Consider the following 17,100-nt stretch of genomic DNA (forward strand, 5'->3'; position numbering starts at 1 on the left):
ATCGTCCGTCTCAAGGCGTCCCCGCTCCCGCATCCGCCGTGCCGGGACAGTGCTCCCGACATCCCGTTCCGACGCGCGGCCCCGGCTCAGCCGCGCGACGCGTCCGCTGCGTCCGGCAGGGTTAGGCGGCCTTTGGGGCCGAAATCGGGGAACAGCGCGTCCACGGATTGGGCCGGCGTGGCCTGCGGGTCAAGCAGGTGGATGCGCTGCTTGGCGAGGCTGTCCGCGGTGACCACCGCGAGAGCGCGCTTGGGACACGGGCCGAGGCACCCGACTTCGACCACGCGAAGCTTGCGCGCCGTGACGCGCCGCTTGAGTTCACCCTTGAGGCGCCGCCGCACCGAACCCTTCTTCAGACCCTGGCGCTTGACGCACTTGCTGCAGACGAGCACCAATTCCGTGAACCCCGCCCGTGCCATGCGGATCCGCGCCGGGCGTGCGGCGCCCTTGTCCTTGTCATCCATGCCTTGCCTTGTCATCCATGCCGTGACCGGTGTCCTGTGCGGACCCCGGCGCCCAGGCTCCCGCCACCAGGGCGGCACGCCTTAAAAAGGGCCGAAAAACCAAGGATTCGTCGGGCTCAACACGAGGACGGCGAGAGGGCTCCACAGGCGTGACCATATGCATCGTCATCCGGCTCGTGCAGACTTGCTGCCCGTGATGGTGAGTCCGCAGTCAACCCTGAACGCGCCGAGCCTCGGGAACATGAAGTCATGAGTACCGACGAGGTCAAGCAGACCGACCGCGTGCGCGGGGTGATCGATATCGCCCTGCGTTCCCTGCCGGATCTGCGTCGCAACGCCGAGACGGTCGATCCGATTTCGCGGAGCCGCGTCCCGGCCCTCCTGCGCCGGGCGCAGGAACGGCTCGATTGGCGCCAGCTCCCGGGCCTGCGGCCACCGCCGAGCAAGCCGGTGAATCTCGTCCGTAGCTTGCTTCGGCAATTCGGCTTTTTCGTCCTGCTGCCGACGGCCCTCGCGGGGATCTATTTCTACGTCTTCGCCGCCGACCAGTACGTGGCCGTGTCGCAGTTCGCGGTGCGCGGCAACGTCGAGCCGATGGAGGAAAGCTCGGGCGGTCAGTTCTCCGACCTGATCATGAAGCACAACAGCCAGGACAGCTTCATCATCCGGGATTTCGTCGAGAGCCGCGCGATCGTCGCCAGGATGGAAGAGAGCCTTCACGTCTCGAAGATGTTCTCGCGCCCGGAAGCGGATTTCTGGACACGCTACCGGGTCGACCAGTCCATGGAAGAACTGGTCAAGTACTGGAACAAGCATGTCGGCACCCGGATCGAGGTGCTCTCCGGCATCATCACGCTGAGCGTGCGCGCGTTCACGCCGGAGGATGCCCTGGCGATCAATCGCGGAATCGTGGAGCGCAGCGAAGCGCTCATCAACGACATTTCCCGCCGGGCCCAGGCCGACATGGTCAAGCATGCCGAGGCCGAGGCGGCGAAGGCACAGGAGCGCCTGCGCAACGCGCACCTTGCCCTTCAGGTCTTCCGGAACCGTTGGGGCATCATCGATCCTTCCAAGACCGCCGAATCGACCCTGACGACGATCACGACGTTGCGGAAGGACCGGCTCAAGGCCGAGTCCGACCTCGCGGTCCTGCGCGGTTCGAATCTCGGCGAGCAGTCCCGCAGCATCCAGAATCTGGCCTCGACTGTGGCGGCCCTCGATCAGCAGATCCAGAAGCTGACCGACCAGCTCACCAGCGACGGCCTGTCGGGCTCGGACGCCTCGAACAACATGACCCGCGCCCTGCTCGAATACGAGGGCCTGCAGGTCGAGCGCGTCATCGCCACTAAGCTCAACGAATCCGCAAATCTGATGGTCGACCGGGCCCGCATCGCCGCCAACAAGCAGCAGATCTACCTGGCGACCTTCGTCGAGCCCGCTCTGCCCGACGATTCGATCTTCCCGGAACGCGGCTACAGCATCATGGTCGTCTTCTTCGGCTGCCTGGTGCTCTGGAGTTCGTTCGCCCTCATCCTCGCGGGCGTCAACGACCAGCGCCTCTGAACCGCCTCACGCCCCGGTCGTTCCCGCCAGCACGCACATCCTGCCAAAACGCATGTCCGAATTCACCGATCTCATCGCCCGCGCGGTCAATCCCGCCATGTCCCGCGTTGAGCGGGAGGCGGTCTACGGCGTCGTCAAGCAGGCGGTCGAGCGGTTGCAGGCCCGCGATGGCCTGGAGCCGAACGATCCGCGCAGCGCCCTGCAGCAGCATCTCGTCGAGGAGACGATCCGCGACGTGGAAGCCGACATCGCCCGGTTCCATTCGATGGAGAAGCTGGAGCGCGCCCACGAAGCCCAGATGGCCGCCGAGCGTGCCAGCGGTGGCCAGTAGGGCGGGCCCCCGTCCGGCCCGCCATCCCGATCGCCGTGATCAGCCGTAGGCCGCCATGGCCCGGACGCTGCCGGGCTCGGCCACCGACAGGCCGGCATCGACGTACTCGTTGAGCTTGTTGCGCAGGGTCCGGATCGAGATGCCGAGGATCTTGGCGGCATGCGTCCGGTTGCCGAGGCAATGGTCCAGGGTGTCGAGGATGAGGTCGCACTCGACCTGCGCCACGGTCTGCCCCACCAGGCCGCGCGTGGCGGCCTCCGCCACCCGGGCGGCACGCTCGGCCGGACCGGCCGAGACCGGTGCAATGCTGTCGCCTTCCGGGGTGAGGATCGCGTCGGGCCCGATCTCGGCGCCGGAGGCCAGCAGCACCGCGCGGTGCAGGGTGTTCTCGAGTTCGCGGACGTTGCCGCGCCAGGGATTGGCCCGCACCAGGCCCTGCGCCTCGACGCTGAGGGGCCGCACCGGCACGCCATTCACCTCGGCGTATTTCTTGGCGAAGTGCGCTGCCAGCGCGAGGATGTCGGCGGGGCGCTCGCGCAGGGCCGGCAGGCGCAGGTGCACGACGTTCAGCCGGTAGTAGAGATCCTCGCGGAAGGTGCCCTTGCGGACCTCCTCCACCAGGTTGCGGTTGGAGGTGGCGAGCACGCGGATGTCGACTTTCACGGGCGCGGTCCCGCCGACCCGGTCGATCACCCGCTCCTGCAGGGCGCGCAGGAGCTTCGACTGCAGCCGCACGTCCATCTCGGAGATCTCGTCGAGCAGGAGCGTGCCCCCATGGGCCTCCTCGAAGCGGCCGATGCGGCGCGCCACGGCACCCGTGAAGGCCCCCTTCTCGTGCCCGAACAGCTCGGATTCCAGCAGCGCCTCGGGGATCGCGGCGCAGTTCACCGAGACGAAGGGCCGGTTGGCGCGGTTCGACTTGCCGTGGAGGTGGCGGGCCAGGACCTCCTTGCCGGTGCCGCTCTCGCCCGTGATGAGCACGGAGGCCTCGGAGCGCGCCACCTGCTCGGCAAGCTTGACCACCTTCTCCATGGAGGCGTCGCGCCAGACGAAGGCCCGCCCATCCTCGGAGACCGCCTGCAGCACCGCTGCGATCAGCTCGGGATCGGGGGGCAGGGGGATGTATTCCCGGGCCCCGGCCTGGATCGCGGCCACCGCCGCCTTGGCGTCCGTGGTGACACCGCAGGCGATGACGGGGGTGCGGATGCGCTCCTCGGCCAGGGCCGTCACCAGGTCGCGGATCGCCAGGGCCACGTCGATCATGATGAGATCGGCGCCCTTGGCCCGCAGCACCGCGAGGCCCTGGGCGAGGCTCTCGGCGTTGGTGACGGCCGCGCCCCGGTTCATGGCGATCTTGGAGGCGGTGATCAGCTCGCCGTTGAGGCGTCCGATGATGAGTAGCCGCATGGCTCGGGGTCTCCGTCAGGTTCGGCTTCGCGCGGGGGGCGCGGCGGCCGGAAGGGCGAGGGGGGTCAGTGATCGCTCTTGATGATCTCGGTCATCGTCACGCCGAGGCGATCCTCGACGAGCACCACCTCGCCGCGCGCCACGAGGCGGTTGTTGACGAAGATGTCGATGGCCTCGCCGACCTTGCGGTCGAGTTCCAGCACCGCGCCGGGCTGGAGCCGGAGCAGGTCGCCGATCGGCATGCGCGAGGAGCCGAGCACCGCCGAGACCACCACCGGCACGTCGAAGACCTGCTCCAGGTCGGCGGCGCTCTTCGGCGTGGTGGGCGTCTCGCGGATCGACTCAGTGCCGAGGCCGTCGAAGGAGGCATCGCCGCCGTTGAGCTGGGGCAGGCTGAAATCATCGGACATGCGGAGGCTTCTCGGTCTGGATTCGGGTCGGGCGGGCGGATCAGGCGGGCGGATCAGGCGGGAATGCCGAGGGCGGAGAGCACTGCGGCTTCGATCTGGGTCCGGTCCCGGACCACGCCGCCGTCGGCCCACTCCATGCGGGCGTCGCCCGGCGCGAGATCGGGTTCGCCGAGCACCACCAGGCGGCCCTCGAAGCCGCGCTCGCGGGCGAGGCGCTTCACCAGGGCCTCGGACTCGTCGACCAGGCTCTCGTGCACCCGGACGACGAGGTGGGGCACGCCGCGCAGGTGCTGGAGCGCGGCACGGGCGGCGTCGCCGATCGCCGCCAGGGGCTGCGCGTCCAGGGCCTCGCCGGCGATCTTGCGGGCGAGCAGGATGGCGAAGTCGAGCGCCTCGTCCTCGCGCGCCTGGTCCCGGGCGTCCGACTGCCCGATCAGGCCCGCCGCGGCGAGCCCGAGCCGGGTGAGGGCGTCGGACAGGCGCGCCTGGATCTGCTGCTCGGCCAGGGCCTGGCCCTCGCGCACGCCGCGCGCATAGCCCTCGGCCTCGGCGCGGGCGACGGTCTCCGCCAGGGCGGCCGCCTCCTGGGCGGCGACCGGGCTGTCGGGCCGGGGCCGGAAATCGGTGTCGAAGAGGAAGCGGCGCGCGTTCAATAGACCAGCTCCTCCTCGCCGCTCGACTTGGCGATCATGATCTCGCCCTTCTCGGCGAGCTCCTTGGCCAATTCGGTCATCTTGGCCTGCGCCTCATCCACGTCCTTCAGGCGGATCGGCCCGAGGGAGCCCATCTCGTCGGTGATGTTCTTGGCCGCGCGGGTGGACATGTTCTTCAAAAAGAAGTTGCGCACCCGGTCGTCGGCGCCCTTGAGGGCCCGGCACAGGGTCTCGTTGTCGACCTTGCGCAGCAGCGTCTGGACGCTGCCGGCATCGAGCTTGAGGAGGTCCTCGAAGGTGAACATCAGCTGGCGGATCTTCTTGGCCGAGCCGCGATTGGCCTGGTCGAGGGCCGTCAGGAAGCGGCCTTCCGTCTGTCGGTCGAAGGCGTTGAAGACGTCGGCCATCAGCTCGTGGGCGTCGCGGCGCGTGGTCTGCGCGATGGTCGAGACGAACTCGACCCGCAGGGTCTCCTCGATGTGGCGCAGGGCCTCCTTCTGCACCGTCTCCATCCGCAGCATCCGGTTCAGGACGTCGATGGCGAATTCCTCGGGGAGGATGGTGAGCACCCGGGCCGCGTAGTCCGAGCGCACCTTGGAGAGCACCACCGCGACGGTCTGCGGGTACTCGTTGCGCAGGAAGGACGCCAGGATCTCCGGATCGATCTGGGTCAGGCTCGCCCAGACGCGCTTGCCCGAGGCGCCCTTGATCTCCGCCATGATCGAAGAGACCTGATCGGTCGGGAAGATCTTGAGGAGCAGGGATTCCGTCCGCTCGAAGTTCGAGGTGATGCCGCCGCCGGAGGACAGGCGGGACACGAAGTCGACGATGAGCTTCTCGACCGTCTCGGCCTCGAGCGAGCCGAGCTGCACCATGGCGTGCGAGACGAGCTTCACCTCGTCCTCGTCGAGCATCTGCCAGATCGGCGCGCCCTCGCTTTCCCCGAGGAGGAGCAGGAGCGCGGCGGCGCGCTGGGCGCCGGTCATGGCGCCGAAGGCACCGTTGTTGCCCTTGGCGAGTTCCGCCTGGATGTTCAGTCCCGAAGACATGGTCTCAACGCCTCACGGTCGGGTGGGGAAACAGGACGCGCATCAGCTTTCGTGAATCCAGTTGCGGAGCACTTCGACGGTCTCGCTCGGGCTGGCCCGGACCATGTCGACCACGCGCTGGACGGTCTCGGCCTGGACCTTGCCGTTGAGCTGCGCGAAATCCACGAGGCGTGCGGTCGGGTTGTCGGGTGGCACCATCAGCGCCTCGGCGCCCGCCATCGCTCCGGCCGCTCCGGCGCCCGAGACCAGGGCGATCTGGATCGGCTCCGAGGCCAGGACCTTCTTCAGGAGCGGGCGCACCACCGCCATCAGGACGATCAGGGTCAGCATCGTCAGGACGCCGAGCTCGACGATCCGCATCACCTCCTCCTTCGAGGGGCTCAGCAGCGACTGGACCAGGGACGGCTCGGCGAACTCGGCCGGGACCGGTGTCTCGGCGAAGCGGAGGTTCACCACCTCGACCTGATCGCCGCGCGCCTTGTCGAAACCGATGGCCGAGCGCACCAGGGCGGCGATGCGGTCGACCTCGGCCGCCGGGCGCGGCTGGTAGACCGGCTTGCCGTCCGGGCCGGGCACGTAGGCGCCATCGACGACCACCGCCACAGAGAGGCGCTTGATCCGGCCGCCTTCGGCGACCTCCGTCTTGGTCACCCGGGAGATCTCGTAATTCGTGGTCTCCTCGTTCTTGTTCGTGGAGTCCTTCTGGGTCGGCGTCTGGCCGGGCTGGTTGGCACCCGGGAGTTCGTTGCCGACGCTGACCGCGCCCTCGGCGCCCCCCGTCAGCGAATTCTCGGTCCGGGTCTGGGTCGAGCGCACCACCCGGCTCTCGGGATCGAAGCTCTCGGACTTGCTCTCGATGCGGTTCAGGTCGAGTTCGGCGCTGACCTGGATGCGGGCGCGCCCGGCACCGACGATGCCGGCGACGATCTCCTCGATCTGCGAGCGCAGGCGGCGCTCGATGCCGACCTGCTTCTCCTCCATGCCCGCGCCGGTCTCGGCCTCGGCCCCGCGGGCGCCGTCCGCGAGCAGGCGCCCGCGCTCGTCGACGATGGAGACCCGCTCCGGCTTCAAGCCCTCGACGGCGGAGGCCGCGAGGTGGCGGATGGCGCGGACCTGGGACGGGTCGAGGTCGCCCATCAGCTTGAGCACGATGGCGGCGCTCGGCGTCTCGCGGTCGCGCTCGAACAGGCGCCGCTCGGGGATGACGAGGTGGACCCGCGCCGCCTGGACCCGCCCGATGGCGCGGATGGAGCGGGACAGCTCGCCCTCCAGGGCGCGCAGGTGGTTCACGTTCTGCACGAAGTTGGTCGACGAGAAGGCGTCGCCCTTGTCGAAGATCTCGTAGCCGACGCCGGCGGCGCTCGGCAGGCCCTTGCCGGCGAGGTCCATGCGCAGGCGCGGCAGGTCGGCCCGGGGGGCCAGGATGGTCTGGCCCGCATCCCCCTTGGTCTCGTACTTGATGCCGCGCGCGTCGAGGTCACGGATCACGGCCGAGGAATCCGACATCGACAGGTCGGCGAAGAGCACGCCCATGTCGGGCTTGGAGACGCGCAGGATCACGAAGGCGAAGAAGCCGATCAGCGTCATCGTGACGGCGGCCATGGCGGCGAGGCGCGCCGGGCCCAACTTGGTCACGAGGTCAAGGACCGGTTTCACGACGCGACGCACCCACCCGAGACGCGGCACCGGACTGCCGGCACCCGCTCGGCAAAATTTGCCTGGGTCGTGGTTAGCGCGGAGTTAACATTCCTGAACGAAGCAGGGTCGCGGGCACGGATGCACGCCGGAAAACGCGAAAGCCGCGCCCGGGTGAGGGGACGCGGCTTCCGGGTTCGGCAAGGGAGGCGACGGGGTCCGACAGGGACCCCGGCCGTCGCCCGGCTCAGTGGCGGTAGTGCTGGATGCGCGTGGTGCGCAGGCCGGCCAGACCGTGCTGATCGATGGAGAACTGCCAGCTCAGGAACTCCTCGGTGGTGAGGGTGTAGCGCTGGCAGGCCTCCTCGAGGCTGAGCAATCCGCCTCTGACGGCGGCGACCACTTCGGCCTTGCGACGGATCACCCATCGACGGGTGGTGGTCGGCGGAAGGTCCGCAATGGTTAACGGACTTCCATCAGGCCCGATGACGTACTTTACTCTCGGGCGGCTTGGTTCGGTCATGATACGCTCTACAACTCGACTGACCTGTCGAGATTGGAAGCTACTTGTACCCACTTAAGATATCTTGAAGCGGATCGATCGCATTGGATTCGCCCTGTTCGTCATGTGGACAACCCAGCTCCGATGTCCCGGACGGTGGAGATCGGCACCCTTGATTTGCCGACCAACAGCACCGGCTCGGTGCCACTGAGATCGACGCTGTCGACGGTTCCGCTCACCTTGGTGTCGACGGTCACCTTCGTCCCCGTGGCGTCCACGGCATCGACCTTGATCGCGTAGGTTCCGTTGGGCGCGGTGAAGCCGCTGGACGAGCGCCCGTCCCAGGTGAAGGCCTGTTCGCCCGCGTTGAGCGCCTTGGTCTGCGTGGCCACCACGTTGCCCTTGGCGTCGCTGATCGTCATCGTCGCCTGCTTGGCCGCCCGGGCCGGATTTAGCGTCCAGGTCGCAGCCCCGTCCTTGAGGGCGGTGGACTTCCCGTCCGCCGTGATCGTCTGGCCGATGAATCCGGTGGCGGAGGCGGCACTCGACGACTTGGCGTTGCTCAGGATCGAGTCGAGGCGGTCGTTCGACTTCAGCTGCTGCTCGACGCCGGCATATTGCACCAGTTGCTGGGTGAACTGGTTGGTGTCCATCGGGTCGAGGGGGTTCTGGTTCTTCAGCTGCGTCGTCAGCAGCGTCAGGAACTGGGTGAAGTTGCCCGCGATCTCCTGCGTCGAGGAACTGGTGCTCGCCACGCCGGCCGAGGCCGTGCTGGCGAGGCTGCTGATGCCCGTTGTCATCGTGGTGACTCCTCAGATGCGGATGTCGATGCCGAGGACGGCGCCGTAGCGGCGCAGCGGACCGGCGGAAATCGGGGTGGGCTCGCGGGACTCGGCGCCGGAGCGCGCAGACCCGCCCGCGTCGGGCCGCTGCCCGTCCGCGCCGGAGCCGTTCGACTGGCCATTGGCCGAGCCGTCCCCGCGGAGCGACAGGTTGATGCTGCCATCGGCGGCGTTGAGGCCGGCCTGGTTGAGCGCCTGCTGCAGGCTGCCGGCGTCGCGCTGGAGCAGCGCCAGGGTCTCGGGGCGGTCGACCACGAGGCTTGCCTGGACCGCGCCGGTCTCTTTGTCGATGTCGAGATTGACGTCGATGCGGCCGAGATCCTTCGGATCGAGGCGGATCTCGAACTGGTTGCTGCCCGCGAGCGAGCGCAGGCCGATCGTCATCGGCACGGCGCCGAGGGGGACCGGTGCCGGTGCCGGCGTGCCCGGTGCGCTCGGGGCGGACGCCTCCGCCCCCTTCGCGTGCGCCGGGGCCGACGTCACCGGGGACGGCGTCGCCGGGGCGGCGGGCGTCAGGTCGGTGCGGGCGGCATCCGAGGCAAGGGCGAGGCCGGCAGCGAATTCGCCCTGTGGCTTGCCGTTGCCCGGCTCACCGCTCTCGGCCCCCTCGTCGCCGTCCGAAGGTGCCTTGACCTTCAGCCCGGGCAGCCCCTGGGCCGCGCTTCCGCTCGGGTTCGTGCCCACGGCCACCACCGGTGCGGCCGTACCGGACGGGTCCGCGTCGGCAGCCGCTCCATCGGCGCTGGCCGCCGCGGCGCCCTGCGCAGCCGAGGCAAGGGCGTTGAGAGGCGGGGCGGTGGGAAGCGGGGCGGTCGGCAAGAACATGAGTGGCGTCGCGGTCCCGGCCTGCGCGGCGGCCTGGCTCTCCTCCGGCTTATCCGCGGTTGCGGTCTCCCCGCCCGCCGTGGTGCCGCCGGGCGTGCCGGTCTCGGTCGTGTCCTGGCCCGCGCTGGCCCCGGGCGCCGCGTTCGTGTCGTTGCGCGCGTCCTGCGCCTTGCCGGGTACGCCGGGACCGGCGGAGTCGCTCGTGCCGCGAGCCTCGGCGCCGGCAGCGCCCGGCTTGGCATTTGCCGGAGCGCGGGCCTCGCCCGCCTTGGTTTGGTTCGCTTCGGCTTGGTTCGCCTTGGTTTGGTTCGCCTCGGCCTTATCCGCCTTGGCCGCCCGGGCGTCGGCGGCGGCCTTCGCGCTGTCGCGGGCCTGCGTCGCCTCACGGGTCGCCGCCGCGTCGTTGGCGCGCTGGGCGGCGATCCGGTCGTTGCGGTCTTCGGCCGCCGCACGGTCGTCCCGGGCGCGGGCGTCGGCGGCCCGCGGACGGGGATCGGGTGCGGGCGGGTCGAGGCGGAACGCGGCGGTGGCCGCTCCCCGTGACGGAACCGCGCTCGGCGAAGCCGTGCGCCGGGACGATGTGTTCCACTCGATCGATGAGACAGCCATGGCGACAATCCTCTACGATCCCTCCCTCAGCAAGGCGCAGGCCAGCGCAACCGAAGCGCAAGACCCTGAGAGAGAACGTTTTTTTCCCAGGCGGCCTGTCCCGCCCTGGCTCAGGAGGGCAAATCCTGCCGGGCGCCCGGCAGCTTTCGCCCGTCCGCCGGCGCCCTGCGCGGGGAGACACCCGGCGCATCCGCCTCCCTGGAACTCGCGGGCGAGGATCGCTATAGACTCACGCGCGGGGCCGGACCGGTCCCTCCCGGCACACCCTGGCGCGATGAATTCCCTCGATCTTCCCAAGGCCCCGCACGAGACGCGCGTCGTCGTCGCCATGTCGGGCGGCGTCGATTCCTCCGTCGTGGCCGGGCTCCTGAAGCGGCAGGGCTACGACGTCGTCGGCATCACGCTCCAGCTCTACGATCACGGTGCCGCTACCCATCGCAAGGGTGCCTGCTGCGCCGGGCAGGACATCCACGACGCGCGCCGCGTGGCCGAGACCCTGGGCATTCCCCATTACGTCCTCGATTACGAGGACCGCTTCCGGGAATCGGTGATCGACCGCTTCGCCGAGAGCTACCTCGCCGGCGAGACGCCGATCCCCTGCGTCGAGTGCAACCGCTCGATAAAGTTCCGCGATCTCCTGCGCACCGCCCGGGACCTGGAGGCCGACTGCCTCGCCACCGGGCACTACGTGGCGAGCCGGCCCGAGGCCACCGGCGGACGCGGGCTCTACCGCGCCCTCGATCCGGCCCGGGACCAGAGCTACTTCCTCTATGCCACCACGGCGGAACAGCTGGATTTTCTGCGCTTCCCCCTGGGCGAGCTCCCGAAGGACGAGACCCGCCGCCTCGCCCGCGACCTCGGCCTGGCCGTGGCCGAGAAGGCCGACAGCCAGGACATCTGCTTCGTGCCCCAGGGGCGCTACGCCGACGTGATCGCGCGCCTGCGGCCGGACGCGGCCCGGGCCGGGGAGATCGTCGATCTCGGCGGTCAGGTGCTCGGGCAGCACGAGGGCATCATCCACTACACCGTCGGCCAGCGCCGGGGCCTGCGCCTCGCGGTGGGCGAGCCGCTCTACGTCATCCGCCTCGAGCCCGAGACCGCCCGGGTCGTGGTCGGCCCGCGCGCGGCGCTGGCCACCAGCCGGATCCGCATCACCGACCTGAACTGGCTCGGCGGCGCCGGCCCGGTCGAGAACCTGCCCGTGGCGGTACGCGTGCGCTCGACCCGGGAGCCGCGACCGGCGCTCCTGAGCCGCGAGGCCGCGGGCGGCGGAGCCGAGATCGTCCTGGCCACGCCGGAGGACGGCGTCTCGCCCGGACAGGCCTGCGTGATCTACGCCGATGACGGCCCGCGCGCCCGCGTCCTCGGCGGTGGCACCATTCGGCGCATCGACGCGTTGGCGACCGGCGCGGCCGAAGCGGCCTGACCGGATCACGCCCCGAACCACCCCTATCCCCCAACAGGACGACGAGATCGACATGCTGAGCGAGCCGCGGGAGGCCGGTCCGAGCACCGCCCTGATGCGCAAGGCCTATGCGCGCTGGGCGCCGGTCTACGACGTCGTCTACGACAAGCTGACGGAGCCGGCCGCCCGCGACGCGGTGGAAGCGGCCGTCGCCTGCGGTCCGCGCATCCTCGAGGCCGGCGTCGGCACCGGCCTGTCGCTGGGCTACTATCCGCCGACGAGCTTCGTCTGCGGCGTCGATCTCTCCGAGGACATGCTCAAGCGGGCGCGCGCCAAGGTGCTGCGCCGCGGCCTGCGCCACGTGCGTGGCCTCCAGGTGATGGATGTCTGCCGCCTCGGCTACGCCGATGCGAGCTTCGACGCCGTGGTGGCGCAGTTCCTCATCACCCTGGTGCCCGACCCGGAGGCCGCCCTCTCCGAGTTCCTGCGCGTGGTCCGGCCGGGCGGCGAGATCGTGCTCGCCAACCATTTCGGCCAGAATGCCGGCACGCTGGCCAAGGTCGAGGAGATCGTGGCGCCGCTCTGCACCAAGATCGGCTGGTCCTCCGACTTCAAGTCGAGCCGCATCGAGGCCTGGGCCCGCGCCAACGGCGTCGAGTTCATCGGCGTCTCGCCGACCTTCCCGGGCGGGTTCTTCAAGATCCTGCGGATGCGCAAGCGCGGGTGAGTGCGCCGACGCCTCCGGCCGACGAAGCGCCGACCCGGCTGAAGCGCCTCCTCCGCTGGGGACCGCTCCTGCTCCTCGTCTGCGCCTCCCTGGCCGTGCTGGCCTCCGGCGCCTCGCACCTTCTCAGCCTCGACCGGCTGCTCGCCTCCCGGGCGTGGCTCAACGCCTGGGTGGCCGAGGACCGCTTCCGCGCGATGGTGGTCGCCTATCTGGTCTATGTCGGCGCCGTGGTGGTCTCGATCCCGGCCTCGCTCTTCCTGACGATGCTCTGCGGATTCCTGTTCGGGATCGTGCCCGGCGCCCTCGTGGCCGTCGCCTCCGCCACCACGGGGGCCGCGATCGTCTTCACCATCGGCCGCGGCGCGGCCTCCGACCTGCTGCTGCGCCGGGCCGGGCCCCGGCTCGCGAGCCTCGCGGCGGGCTTTCGCGAGGACGCCTTCGGCTACATCGCCGTCCTGCGCCTGCTGCCGATCTTTCCGTTCTGGATGACCAACCTCGCCCCGGCCGCCTTCGGGGTGAAGCGCAGCACCTTCGTGCTGGCGACCCTCGTGGGTCTCCTGCCGGGGGCCTTCGTGTATGCCGCCACCGGCGCGGCGATCGAGGACGTGGTGCTGGCGCACGAGACCGCCAAGGCGGCCTGCCTCGCCGCCGACGGCCTCGATTGCGAGAACGCCCTGACGCTGCGGGCCCTGATCACCCCCAAAATGGTGCTCGGCCTCGGCGCTCTCGCGGCTTTGGCCCTGATCTCGGTATTCCTACGACGTCGCATTCAGGCGCGACGCCGGTTAGAGTCCTGATCGAATTTGGCCATACATCTGATCTAAAAAGTTGCATCTCCGGACGCAGCCTAATGCGGTCCGGGACGTTGGTGGGCAATCGCGCTCCGAGCCGTCGCCCTGAAAACGCCACTGGACCACGCTCCAGATCGGGTTCACGCCGTCACCCGCCGCGCCGTTGGGACACCGGAAACGCGAAGTACCGAGATGGCTGTGACGTCGCGCGTCGAATTTCAGCAGGAGGCGGCCGCGGCGAATCCCGTGGCTGCGCGCGGTCTCGGCCGACACCTCGGCCTCTCGGGTCGCCTCTTCCTGCTCACCGTGGCGTTCGTCGCGCTGATCGAGGTGCTGATCTACGTCCCCACGGTGGCGAATTACCGCCGGATGTGGCTGTCGGACCGGATCGCCGCCGCCCAGGTGGCCGCCCTCGTCCTCGACGCCGCGCCGGACCAGCAGGTCTCGGAGGGCCTGTCCCAGCGCCTGCTCGACGGTGCGGGCGCGCGCGCCATCGCGGTGCGCGGCAACGGCACCCGCCGGCTCCTCGCCAACGAGACGGTGCCGGATACGGTCTCGGACATCATCGACCTGCGGTCGGAGCATTGGATCCGTTCGATCCGCGGCGTCGCCCGGACGCTCCTGATCGAATCGAACGATCCGATACGGGTGATCGGGCACGGCCGCGACGGCTTCGACCTCGTGGAGATCCTGATGGATCCCCGCCCCCTGCGGCTGGCCGTGGCGGATTTCTCGATCCGGCTGGCCCTGTCGTCCATGGCGCTGGCGGCGACGGTGGCGGGCCTGATCTTCCTCGTCCTGCAGCGGGCGATCGTGCGGCCGGTGCGCCGGCTCGTCCAGAACATCACCAGCTTCGCCGACGACCCGGAGGCGATCGACGGCGTGATCGTGCCCTCGCGCCGGACGGACGAGATCGGCCATGCCGAGATCGCGCTCGCCCGCATGGAGACCGCCCTGGCGAGCGAGTTGCGCGAGAAGCGGCGGCTCGCCGGACTCGGATTGTCGGTGAGCAAGATCAACCACGAACTGCGCAACCTGCTGACCACGGCGCAGCTCCTCAGCGACCGCCTCGACGGCGTCGCCGATCCGGTCGCCCAGCGGGTGGCTCCGCGCCTCGTCGCCACCCTGGATCGGGCGATCCGGTTCTGCGAGGAAACCCTGGCCTATGGCCGGGCGACGGAGCGCAACCCGAACCGGCGCCTCGTGCCCATCGCCCAGATCGTCGCCGAGCAGGCTGACCTCGCCGGGCGGGGACGCGATTCGAAGATCGTCATCCGCGAGCTCTGCCCGAGCGAGCTCCGGATCTTCGTCGACCCGGACCAGTTCTCGCGCGCGCTGGCCAACATCGTCCGGAACGCCGTCCAGGCCCTGAGCCCGCAGGGGACCGGCTACGAGGCGCCGTCCCAGGAGAATCCCGAGATCACCATCCGGGCCCGTCGCGCGGGCCAGCCCGGCGCGGGCGAGACGACGATCCTCGTCGCCGACAACGGCCCCGGCCTGCCGCCGCGGGCCCGCGAGCACCTGTTCTCCCCGTTCAAGGGCTCGTCGCGTTCCGGCGGCACCGGCCTCGGCCTCGCCATCGCGTCCGAGCTGATCGAGCTGAACGGCGGACGCCTCAGCCTCGACGACACCGCCGCCGGGACCTGCTTCCGCATCACGATCCCGGACGCCGCCGGCGCCTGACCGGACGGCGGACGGGCCGGGTCTCGAACGGCGACGGCTACTCGGCCGCCGCCAGGGTCAGGCCCGGCACGGTGATGCCGATGTCGCGCAGGAGCTCGGCATCCGAATCGGTCTCGTTGTTCGCCGTCGTCAGCAGGCGCTCGCCGTAGAAGATCGAGTTGGCCCCGGCGAGGAAGCAGAGGATCTGCGCTTCGCGGGTCAGGCCCTTGCGGCCGGCGCTGAGGCGCACGCGGGCACGCGGCATCACGATGCGGGCGGTGGCGCACATCCGCACGAGGTCGAGGGGATCGACCGCGGGCCGGTCCTCGAGGGGCGTGCCCTCCACCGCCACCAGGGCGTTGATCGGCACGCTCTCGGGGTGCGGCGCATGGTTGGCCAGGACCTGGAGCATGCTGGCGCGGTCCTTCACGCCCTCGCCCATGCCGACGATGCCGCCGCAGCAGACGCCGATGCCGGCATCGCGCACGTTCTGCAGGGTGGTGAGGCGGTCCTCGTAGGTCCGCGTCGAGATGATGTCCCCGTAGAAGTCGGGGCCGGTGTCGAGGTTGTGATTGTAGGAGGTCAGCCCGGCCTCCGCGAGGCGCTCAGCCTGCGAGGGCGAGAGCATGCCGAGGGTGACGCAGGCCTCCATGCCGAGGCCGCGCACGCCGCGCACCATCGCCAGCACCGAGTCGAATTCCGGCCCGTCCTTGGGCTGGCGCCAGGCCGCGCCCATGCAGAAGCGGTGCGCGCCCGCCGCCTTGGCCTCGGCCGCCTCGCGCAGCACGGCGTCGACGGGCATCAGGCGCTCGCGGGCCATGCCGGTGCCCTTGTGGTGGGCCGATTGCGGACAGTAGGCGCAATCCTCGGGGCAACCGCCGGTCTTGATCGACAGCAGGGCGGCCCGCTGGATGTCGGCCGGATCGTTGTGGGCGCGATGGACCTCCGCCGCCCGGAACACGAGGTCGAGGAGCGGCAGGTCGTGGATCGCCTGGATCTCGGCGACGCTCCAGTCGTGACGGATCGCGGCTGTGGCGGAGACCGGGCGGGCGGCGAGGGGGGCCAGGGTGTCAGTCATGGTCCCCATGAGGCGAATCTCGGCCGGAAAATCAAGCCGGCCGCGCGACCTCAGTGCGTCGGCTCGCCCGCCGCCACCTTGGCGGTCCAGTCGTCGAAGGCGATGATCTCCTGGCGCTGCTCGCCGAGTCCCGCGATGCCGAGGGTCATGACGTCGCCGCTGCGCAGGAAGCGGGGCGGCTTGCGCGCCATGCCGACGCCGGGGGGCGTACCCGTGGTGATGATGTCCCCGGGCTCCAGCATCATGAAATGCGAGACGTAGGCGACGAGCTGCGCCGCGTCGAAGATCATCGTGGCCGTCGAGCCGGTCTGCATCCGGGTGCCGTTCACGTCGAGCCACATGCCCAGGTTCTTGAGGTCGGGAATCTCGTCGAGGGTGACCAGCCAGGGGCCGAGCGGTCCGAAGGTCGGGCAGCCCTTGCCCTTGGTCCAGGTGCCCCCGCGCTCCATCTGGTACGCGCGCTCGGACACGTCGTTGCAGATGCAGGCGCCCGCCACGTAGGACAGCGCCTCGTTGGCGTGCACGTAGGAGGCCCGCGCGCCGATCACCAGGGCGAGCTCCACCTCCCAGTCGGTCTTGGCCGAGCCCTTGGGCAGGATGACCCGGTCGTTCGCCCCGGCGAGGCACGAGGGCGCCTTATTGAAGATAATCGGCTCCGGCGGGATGTCGGCACCGATCTCGGCGGCATGGTCAGTGAAGTTCAGCCCGATGGCCACGAAGTTGCGGGTGCCGCCGACGCAGGGGCCGAGGCGGGTCTCCGCCGGCAGGGCCGGCAGGCTCGCCGGATCGAGCCGGCGCAGGCGTTCCAGGGTCTCGCGCGAGAGGGCAGGCCCGGCGATGTCGCGCACATGGGCCGAGAGGTCGCGCAGGACACCCTGCGCATCGACCAGACCGGGCTTCTCGTCTCCGCTCGCGCCGTGGCGTACCAGTTTCATCGCTCGTGCCTCCGCATGTCTGTCCGCTGCCTGACATCGATCGGACCCGGACGGGCGGCAAGGGGCAATCGGCGACGGACGGCGTGCCGTCTCATCGCGCGCCGGGACCCGAGGCCCGGCCCGAGGGCGATTTTGTCGCCGAAAGGTCACACCCCCGTCCGGAGATGCGCCGGGCGCGTTTTTTCGGCCGACGGGCTTACTCACGGAGACGA

17 protein-coding genes are annotated in these 17,100 nt (G+C 70.1%); 6 read left to right on the forward strand and 11 right to left on the reverse strand.

Annotated features, from left to right (window positions below; genetic code table 11):
* Positions 1-86 precede the first annotated feature (86 nt).
* Positions 87-464, reverse strand: coding sequence for a (2Fe-2S) ferredoxin domain-containing protein (locus ASF58_RS22650; RefSeq protein WP_055957997.1), 378 nt, complete (start codon positions 462-464; stop codon positions 87-89).
* 249 nt (positions 465-713) lie between these two features.
* On the opposite strand from ASF58_RS22650, the gene ASF58_RS22655 reads away from it, so the two are divergent.
* Positions 714-2,027, forward strand: coding sequence for a hypothetical protein (locus tag ASF58_RS22655; RefSeq protein WP_055958000.1), 1,314 nt, complete (start codon positions 714-716; stop codon positions 2,025-2,027).
* A 52-nt stretch (positions 2,028-2,079) separates the two neighbouring features.
* A complete protein-coding gene (locus ASF58_RS22660; RefSeq protein ID WP_055958003.1) occupies positions 2,080-2,358 on the forward strand; it encodes a hypothetical protein in 279 nt (92 codons plus the stop codon).
* Positions 2,359-2,397: 39 nt separating this feature from the next.
* Here ASF58_RS22660 and ASF58_RS22665 read toward each other — a convergent pair whose 3' ends face one another.
* From ASF58_RS22665 to ASF58_RS22700, 8 genes are all read right to left on the reverse strand, one after another.
* A complete protein-coding gene (locus ASF58_RS22665; protein ID WP_055958005.1) occupies positions 2,398-3,765 on the reverse strand; it encodes a sigma-54 dependent transcriptional regulator in 1,368 nt (455 codons plus the stop codon).
* 65 nt (positions 3,766-3,830) lie between these two features.
* Positions 3,831-4,175, reverse strand: a complete 345-nt coding sequence (fliN, locus tag ASF58_RS22670) for a flagellar motor switch protein FliN (RefSeq protein WP_055958008.1) — start codon at positions 4,173-4,175, stop codon at positions 3,831-3,833.
* 53 nt (positions 4,176-4,228) lie between these two features.
* Entirely contained in the window at positions 4,229-4,828 is a 600-nt protein-coding gene (locus tag ASF58_RS22675) for a FliH/SctL family protein (protein WP_055958011.1), read from the reverse strand.
* Positions 4,825-5,877 (reverse strand): flagellar motor switch protein FliG, encoded by a 1,053-nt coding sequence (gene fliG / locus ASF58_RS22680; protein WP_055958014.1) that lies wholly within the window; start codon positions 5,875-5,877, stop codon positions 4,825-4,827. Before fliG ends, ASF58_RS22675 begins: the two co-directional genes overlap by 4 nt.
* 42 nt (positions 5,878-5,919) lie before the next feature.
* Entirely contained in the window at positions 5,920-7,533 is a 1,614-nt protein-coding gene (fliF, locus tag ASF58_RS22685) for a flagellar basal-body MS-ring/collar protein FliF (protein ID WP_055958180.1), read from the reverse strand.
* Positions 7,534-7,759: 226 nt separating this feature from the next.
* Positions 7,760-8,035 carry a DUF1153 domain-containing protein gene (locus tag ASF58_RS22690; RefSeq protein WP_018044452.1) on the reverse strand — a complete coding sequence of 92 codons (276 nt, stop codon included), beginning with the start codon at positions 8,033-8,035 and terminating at the stop codon, positions 7,760-7,762.
* Positions 8,036-8,136: 101 nt separating this feature from the next.
* Positions 8,137-8,814 (reverse strand): flagellar hook capping FlgD N-terminal domain-containing protein, encoded by a 678-nt coding sequence (locus ASF58_RS22695; RefSeq protein WP_055958017.1) that lies wholly within the window; start codon positions 8,812-8,814, stop codon positions 8,137-8,139.
* Between the two features lie 12 nt (positions 8,815-8,826).
* A complete protein-coding gene (locus ASF58_RS22700) occupies positions 8,827-10,290 on the reverse strand; it encodes a flagellar hook-length control protein FliK (protein ID WP_055958019.1) in 1,464 nt (487 codons plus the stop codon).
* Between the two features lie 274 nt (positions 10,291-10,564).
* Here ASF58_RS22700 and mnmA point away from each other — a divergent pair, with 274 nt between their 5' ends.
* The 4 genes from mnmA (at position 10,565) to ASF58_RS22720 (ending at position 14,896) form a co-directional block, all read left to right on the forward strand.
* Positions 10,565-11,716 (forward strand): tRNA 2-thiouridine(34) synthase MnmA, encoded by a 1,152-nt coding sequence (gene mnmA / locus ASF58_RS22705; protein WP_055958022.1) that lies wholly within the window; start codon positions 10,565-10,567, stop codon positions 11,714-11,716.
* A gap of 52 nt (positions 11,717-11,768) precedes the next feature.
* Positions 11,769-12,422 carry a class I SAM-dependent methyltransferase gene (locus tag ASF58_RS22710; RefSeq protein WP_055958025.1) on the forward strand — a complete coding sequence of 218 codons (654 nt, stop codon included), beginning with the start codon at positions 11,769-11,771 and terminating at the stop codon, positions 12,420-12,422.
* The gene (locus ASF58_RS22715) at positions 12,419-13,219 is read left to right on the forward strand and encodes a VTT domain-containing protein (RefSeq protein WP_055958028.1); all 801 of its coding nucleotides are present in this window, start codon (positions 12,419-12,421) and stop codon (positions 13,217-13,219) included. The genes ASF58_RS22710 and ASF58_RS22715 overlap by 4 nt, the downstream gene beginning before the upstream one ends.
* Positions 13,220-13,405: 186 nt before the next feature.
* A complete protein-coding gene (locus ASF58_RS22720) occupies positions 13,406-14,896 on the forward strand; it encodes a HAMP domain-containing sensor histidine kinase (protein WP_055958031.1) in 1,491 nt (496 codons plus the stop codon).
* A gap of 37 nt (positions 14,897-14,933) precedes the next feature.
* Here ASF58_RS22720 and bioB read toward each other — a convergent pair whose 3' ends face one another.
* Together bioB and ASF58_RS22730 are read right to left on the reverse strand one after the other, a co-directional pair.
* The gene (gene bioB, locus ASF58_RS22725) at positions 14,934-15,953 is read right to left on the reverse strand and encodes a biotin synthase BioB (protein WP_055958183.1); all 1,020 of its coding nucleotides are present in this window, start codon (positions 15,951-15,953) and stop codon (positions 14,934-14,936) included.
* A gap of 50 nt (positions 15,954-16,003) precedes the next feature.
* Complete coding sequence (locus tag ASF58_RS22730; protein WP_055958035.1) at positions 16,004-16,888, reverse strand: fumarylacetoacetate hydrolase family protein; 885 nt, start codon at positions 16,886-16,888, stop codon at positions 16,004-16,006.
* Between the last annotated feature and the right edge of the window lie 212 nt (positions 16,889-17,100).

This window comes from Methylobacterium sp. Leaf125 (assembly GCF_001423085.1).
Lineage (GTDB): Bacteria > Pseudomonadota > Alphaproteobacteria > Rhizobiales > Beijerinckiaceae > Methylobacterium.

What these genes read in the sequence shown, in the direction of transcription:
- ASF58_RS22650 (WP_055957997.1), bottom strand. Translation starts at nt 464, where the DNA reads ATGGATGACAAGGACAAGGGCGCCGCACGCCCGGCGCGGATCCGCATG.
- ASF58_RS22655 (WP_055958000.1), top strand. Translation starts at nt 714, where the DNA reads ATGAGTACCGACGAGGTCAAGCAGACCGACCGCGTGCGCGGGGTGATC.
- ASF58_RS22660 (WP_055958003.1), top strand. Translation starts at nt 2,080, where the DNA reads ATGTCCGAATTCACCGATCTCATCGCCCGCGCGGTCAATCCCGCCATG.
- ASF58_RS22665 (WP_055958005.1), bottom strand. Translation starts at nt 3,765, where the DNA reads ATGCGGCTACTCATCATCGGACGCCTCAACGGCGAGCTGATCACCGCC.
- fliN (WP_055958008.1), bottom strand. Translation starts at nt 4,175, where the DNA reads ATGTCCGATGATTTCAGCCTGCCCCAGCTCAACGGCGGCGATGCCTCC.
- fliG (WP_055958014.1), bottom strand. Translation starts at nt 5,877, where the DNA reads ATGTCTTCGGGACTGAACATCCAGGCGGAACTCGCCAAGGGCAACAAC.
- ASF58_RS22690 (WP_018044452.1), bottom strand. Translation starts at nt 8,035, where the DNA reads ATGACCGAACCAAGCCGCCCGAGAGTAAAGTACGTCATCGGGCCTGAT.
- ASF58_RS22695 (WP_055958017.1), bottom strand. Translation starts at nt 8,814, where the DNA reads ATGACAACGGGCATCAGCAGCCTCGCCAGCACGGCCTCGGCCGGCGTG.
- ASF58_RS22700 (WP_055958019.1), bottom strand. Translation starts at nt 10,290, where the DNA reads ATGGCTGTCTCATCGATCGAGTGGAACACATCGTCCCGGCGCACGGCT.
- mnmA (WP_055958022.1), top strand. Translation starts at nt 10,565, where the DNA reads ATGAATTCCCTCGATCTTCCCAAGGCCCCGCACGAGACGCGCGTCGTC.
- ASF58_RS22710 (WP_055958025.1), top strand. Translation starts at nt 11,769, where the DNA reads ATGCTGAGCGAGCCGCGGGAGGCCGGTCCGAGCACCGCCCTGATGCGC.
- ASF58_RS22720 (WP_055958031.1), top strand. Translation starts at nt 13,406, where the DNA reads ATGGCTGTGACGTCGCGCGTCGAATTTCAGCAGGAGGCGGCCGCGGCG.
- bioB (WP_055958183.1), bottom strand. Translation starts at nt 15,953, where the DNA reads ATGACTGACACCCTGGCCCCCCTCGCCGCCCGCCCGGTCTCCGCCACA.
- ASF58_RS22730 (WP_055958035.1), bottom strand. Translation starts at nt 16,888, where the DNA reads ATGAAACTGGTACGCCACGGCGCGAGCGGAGACGAGAAGCCCGGTCTG.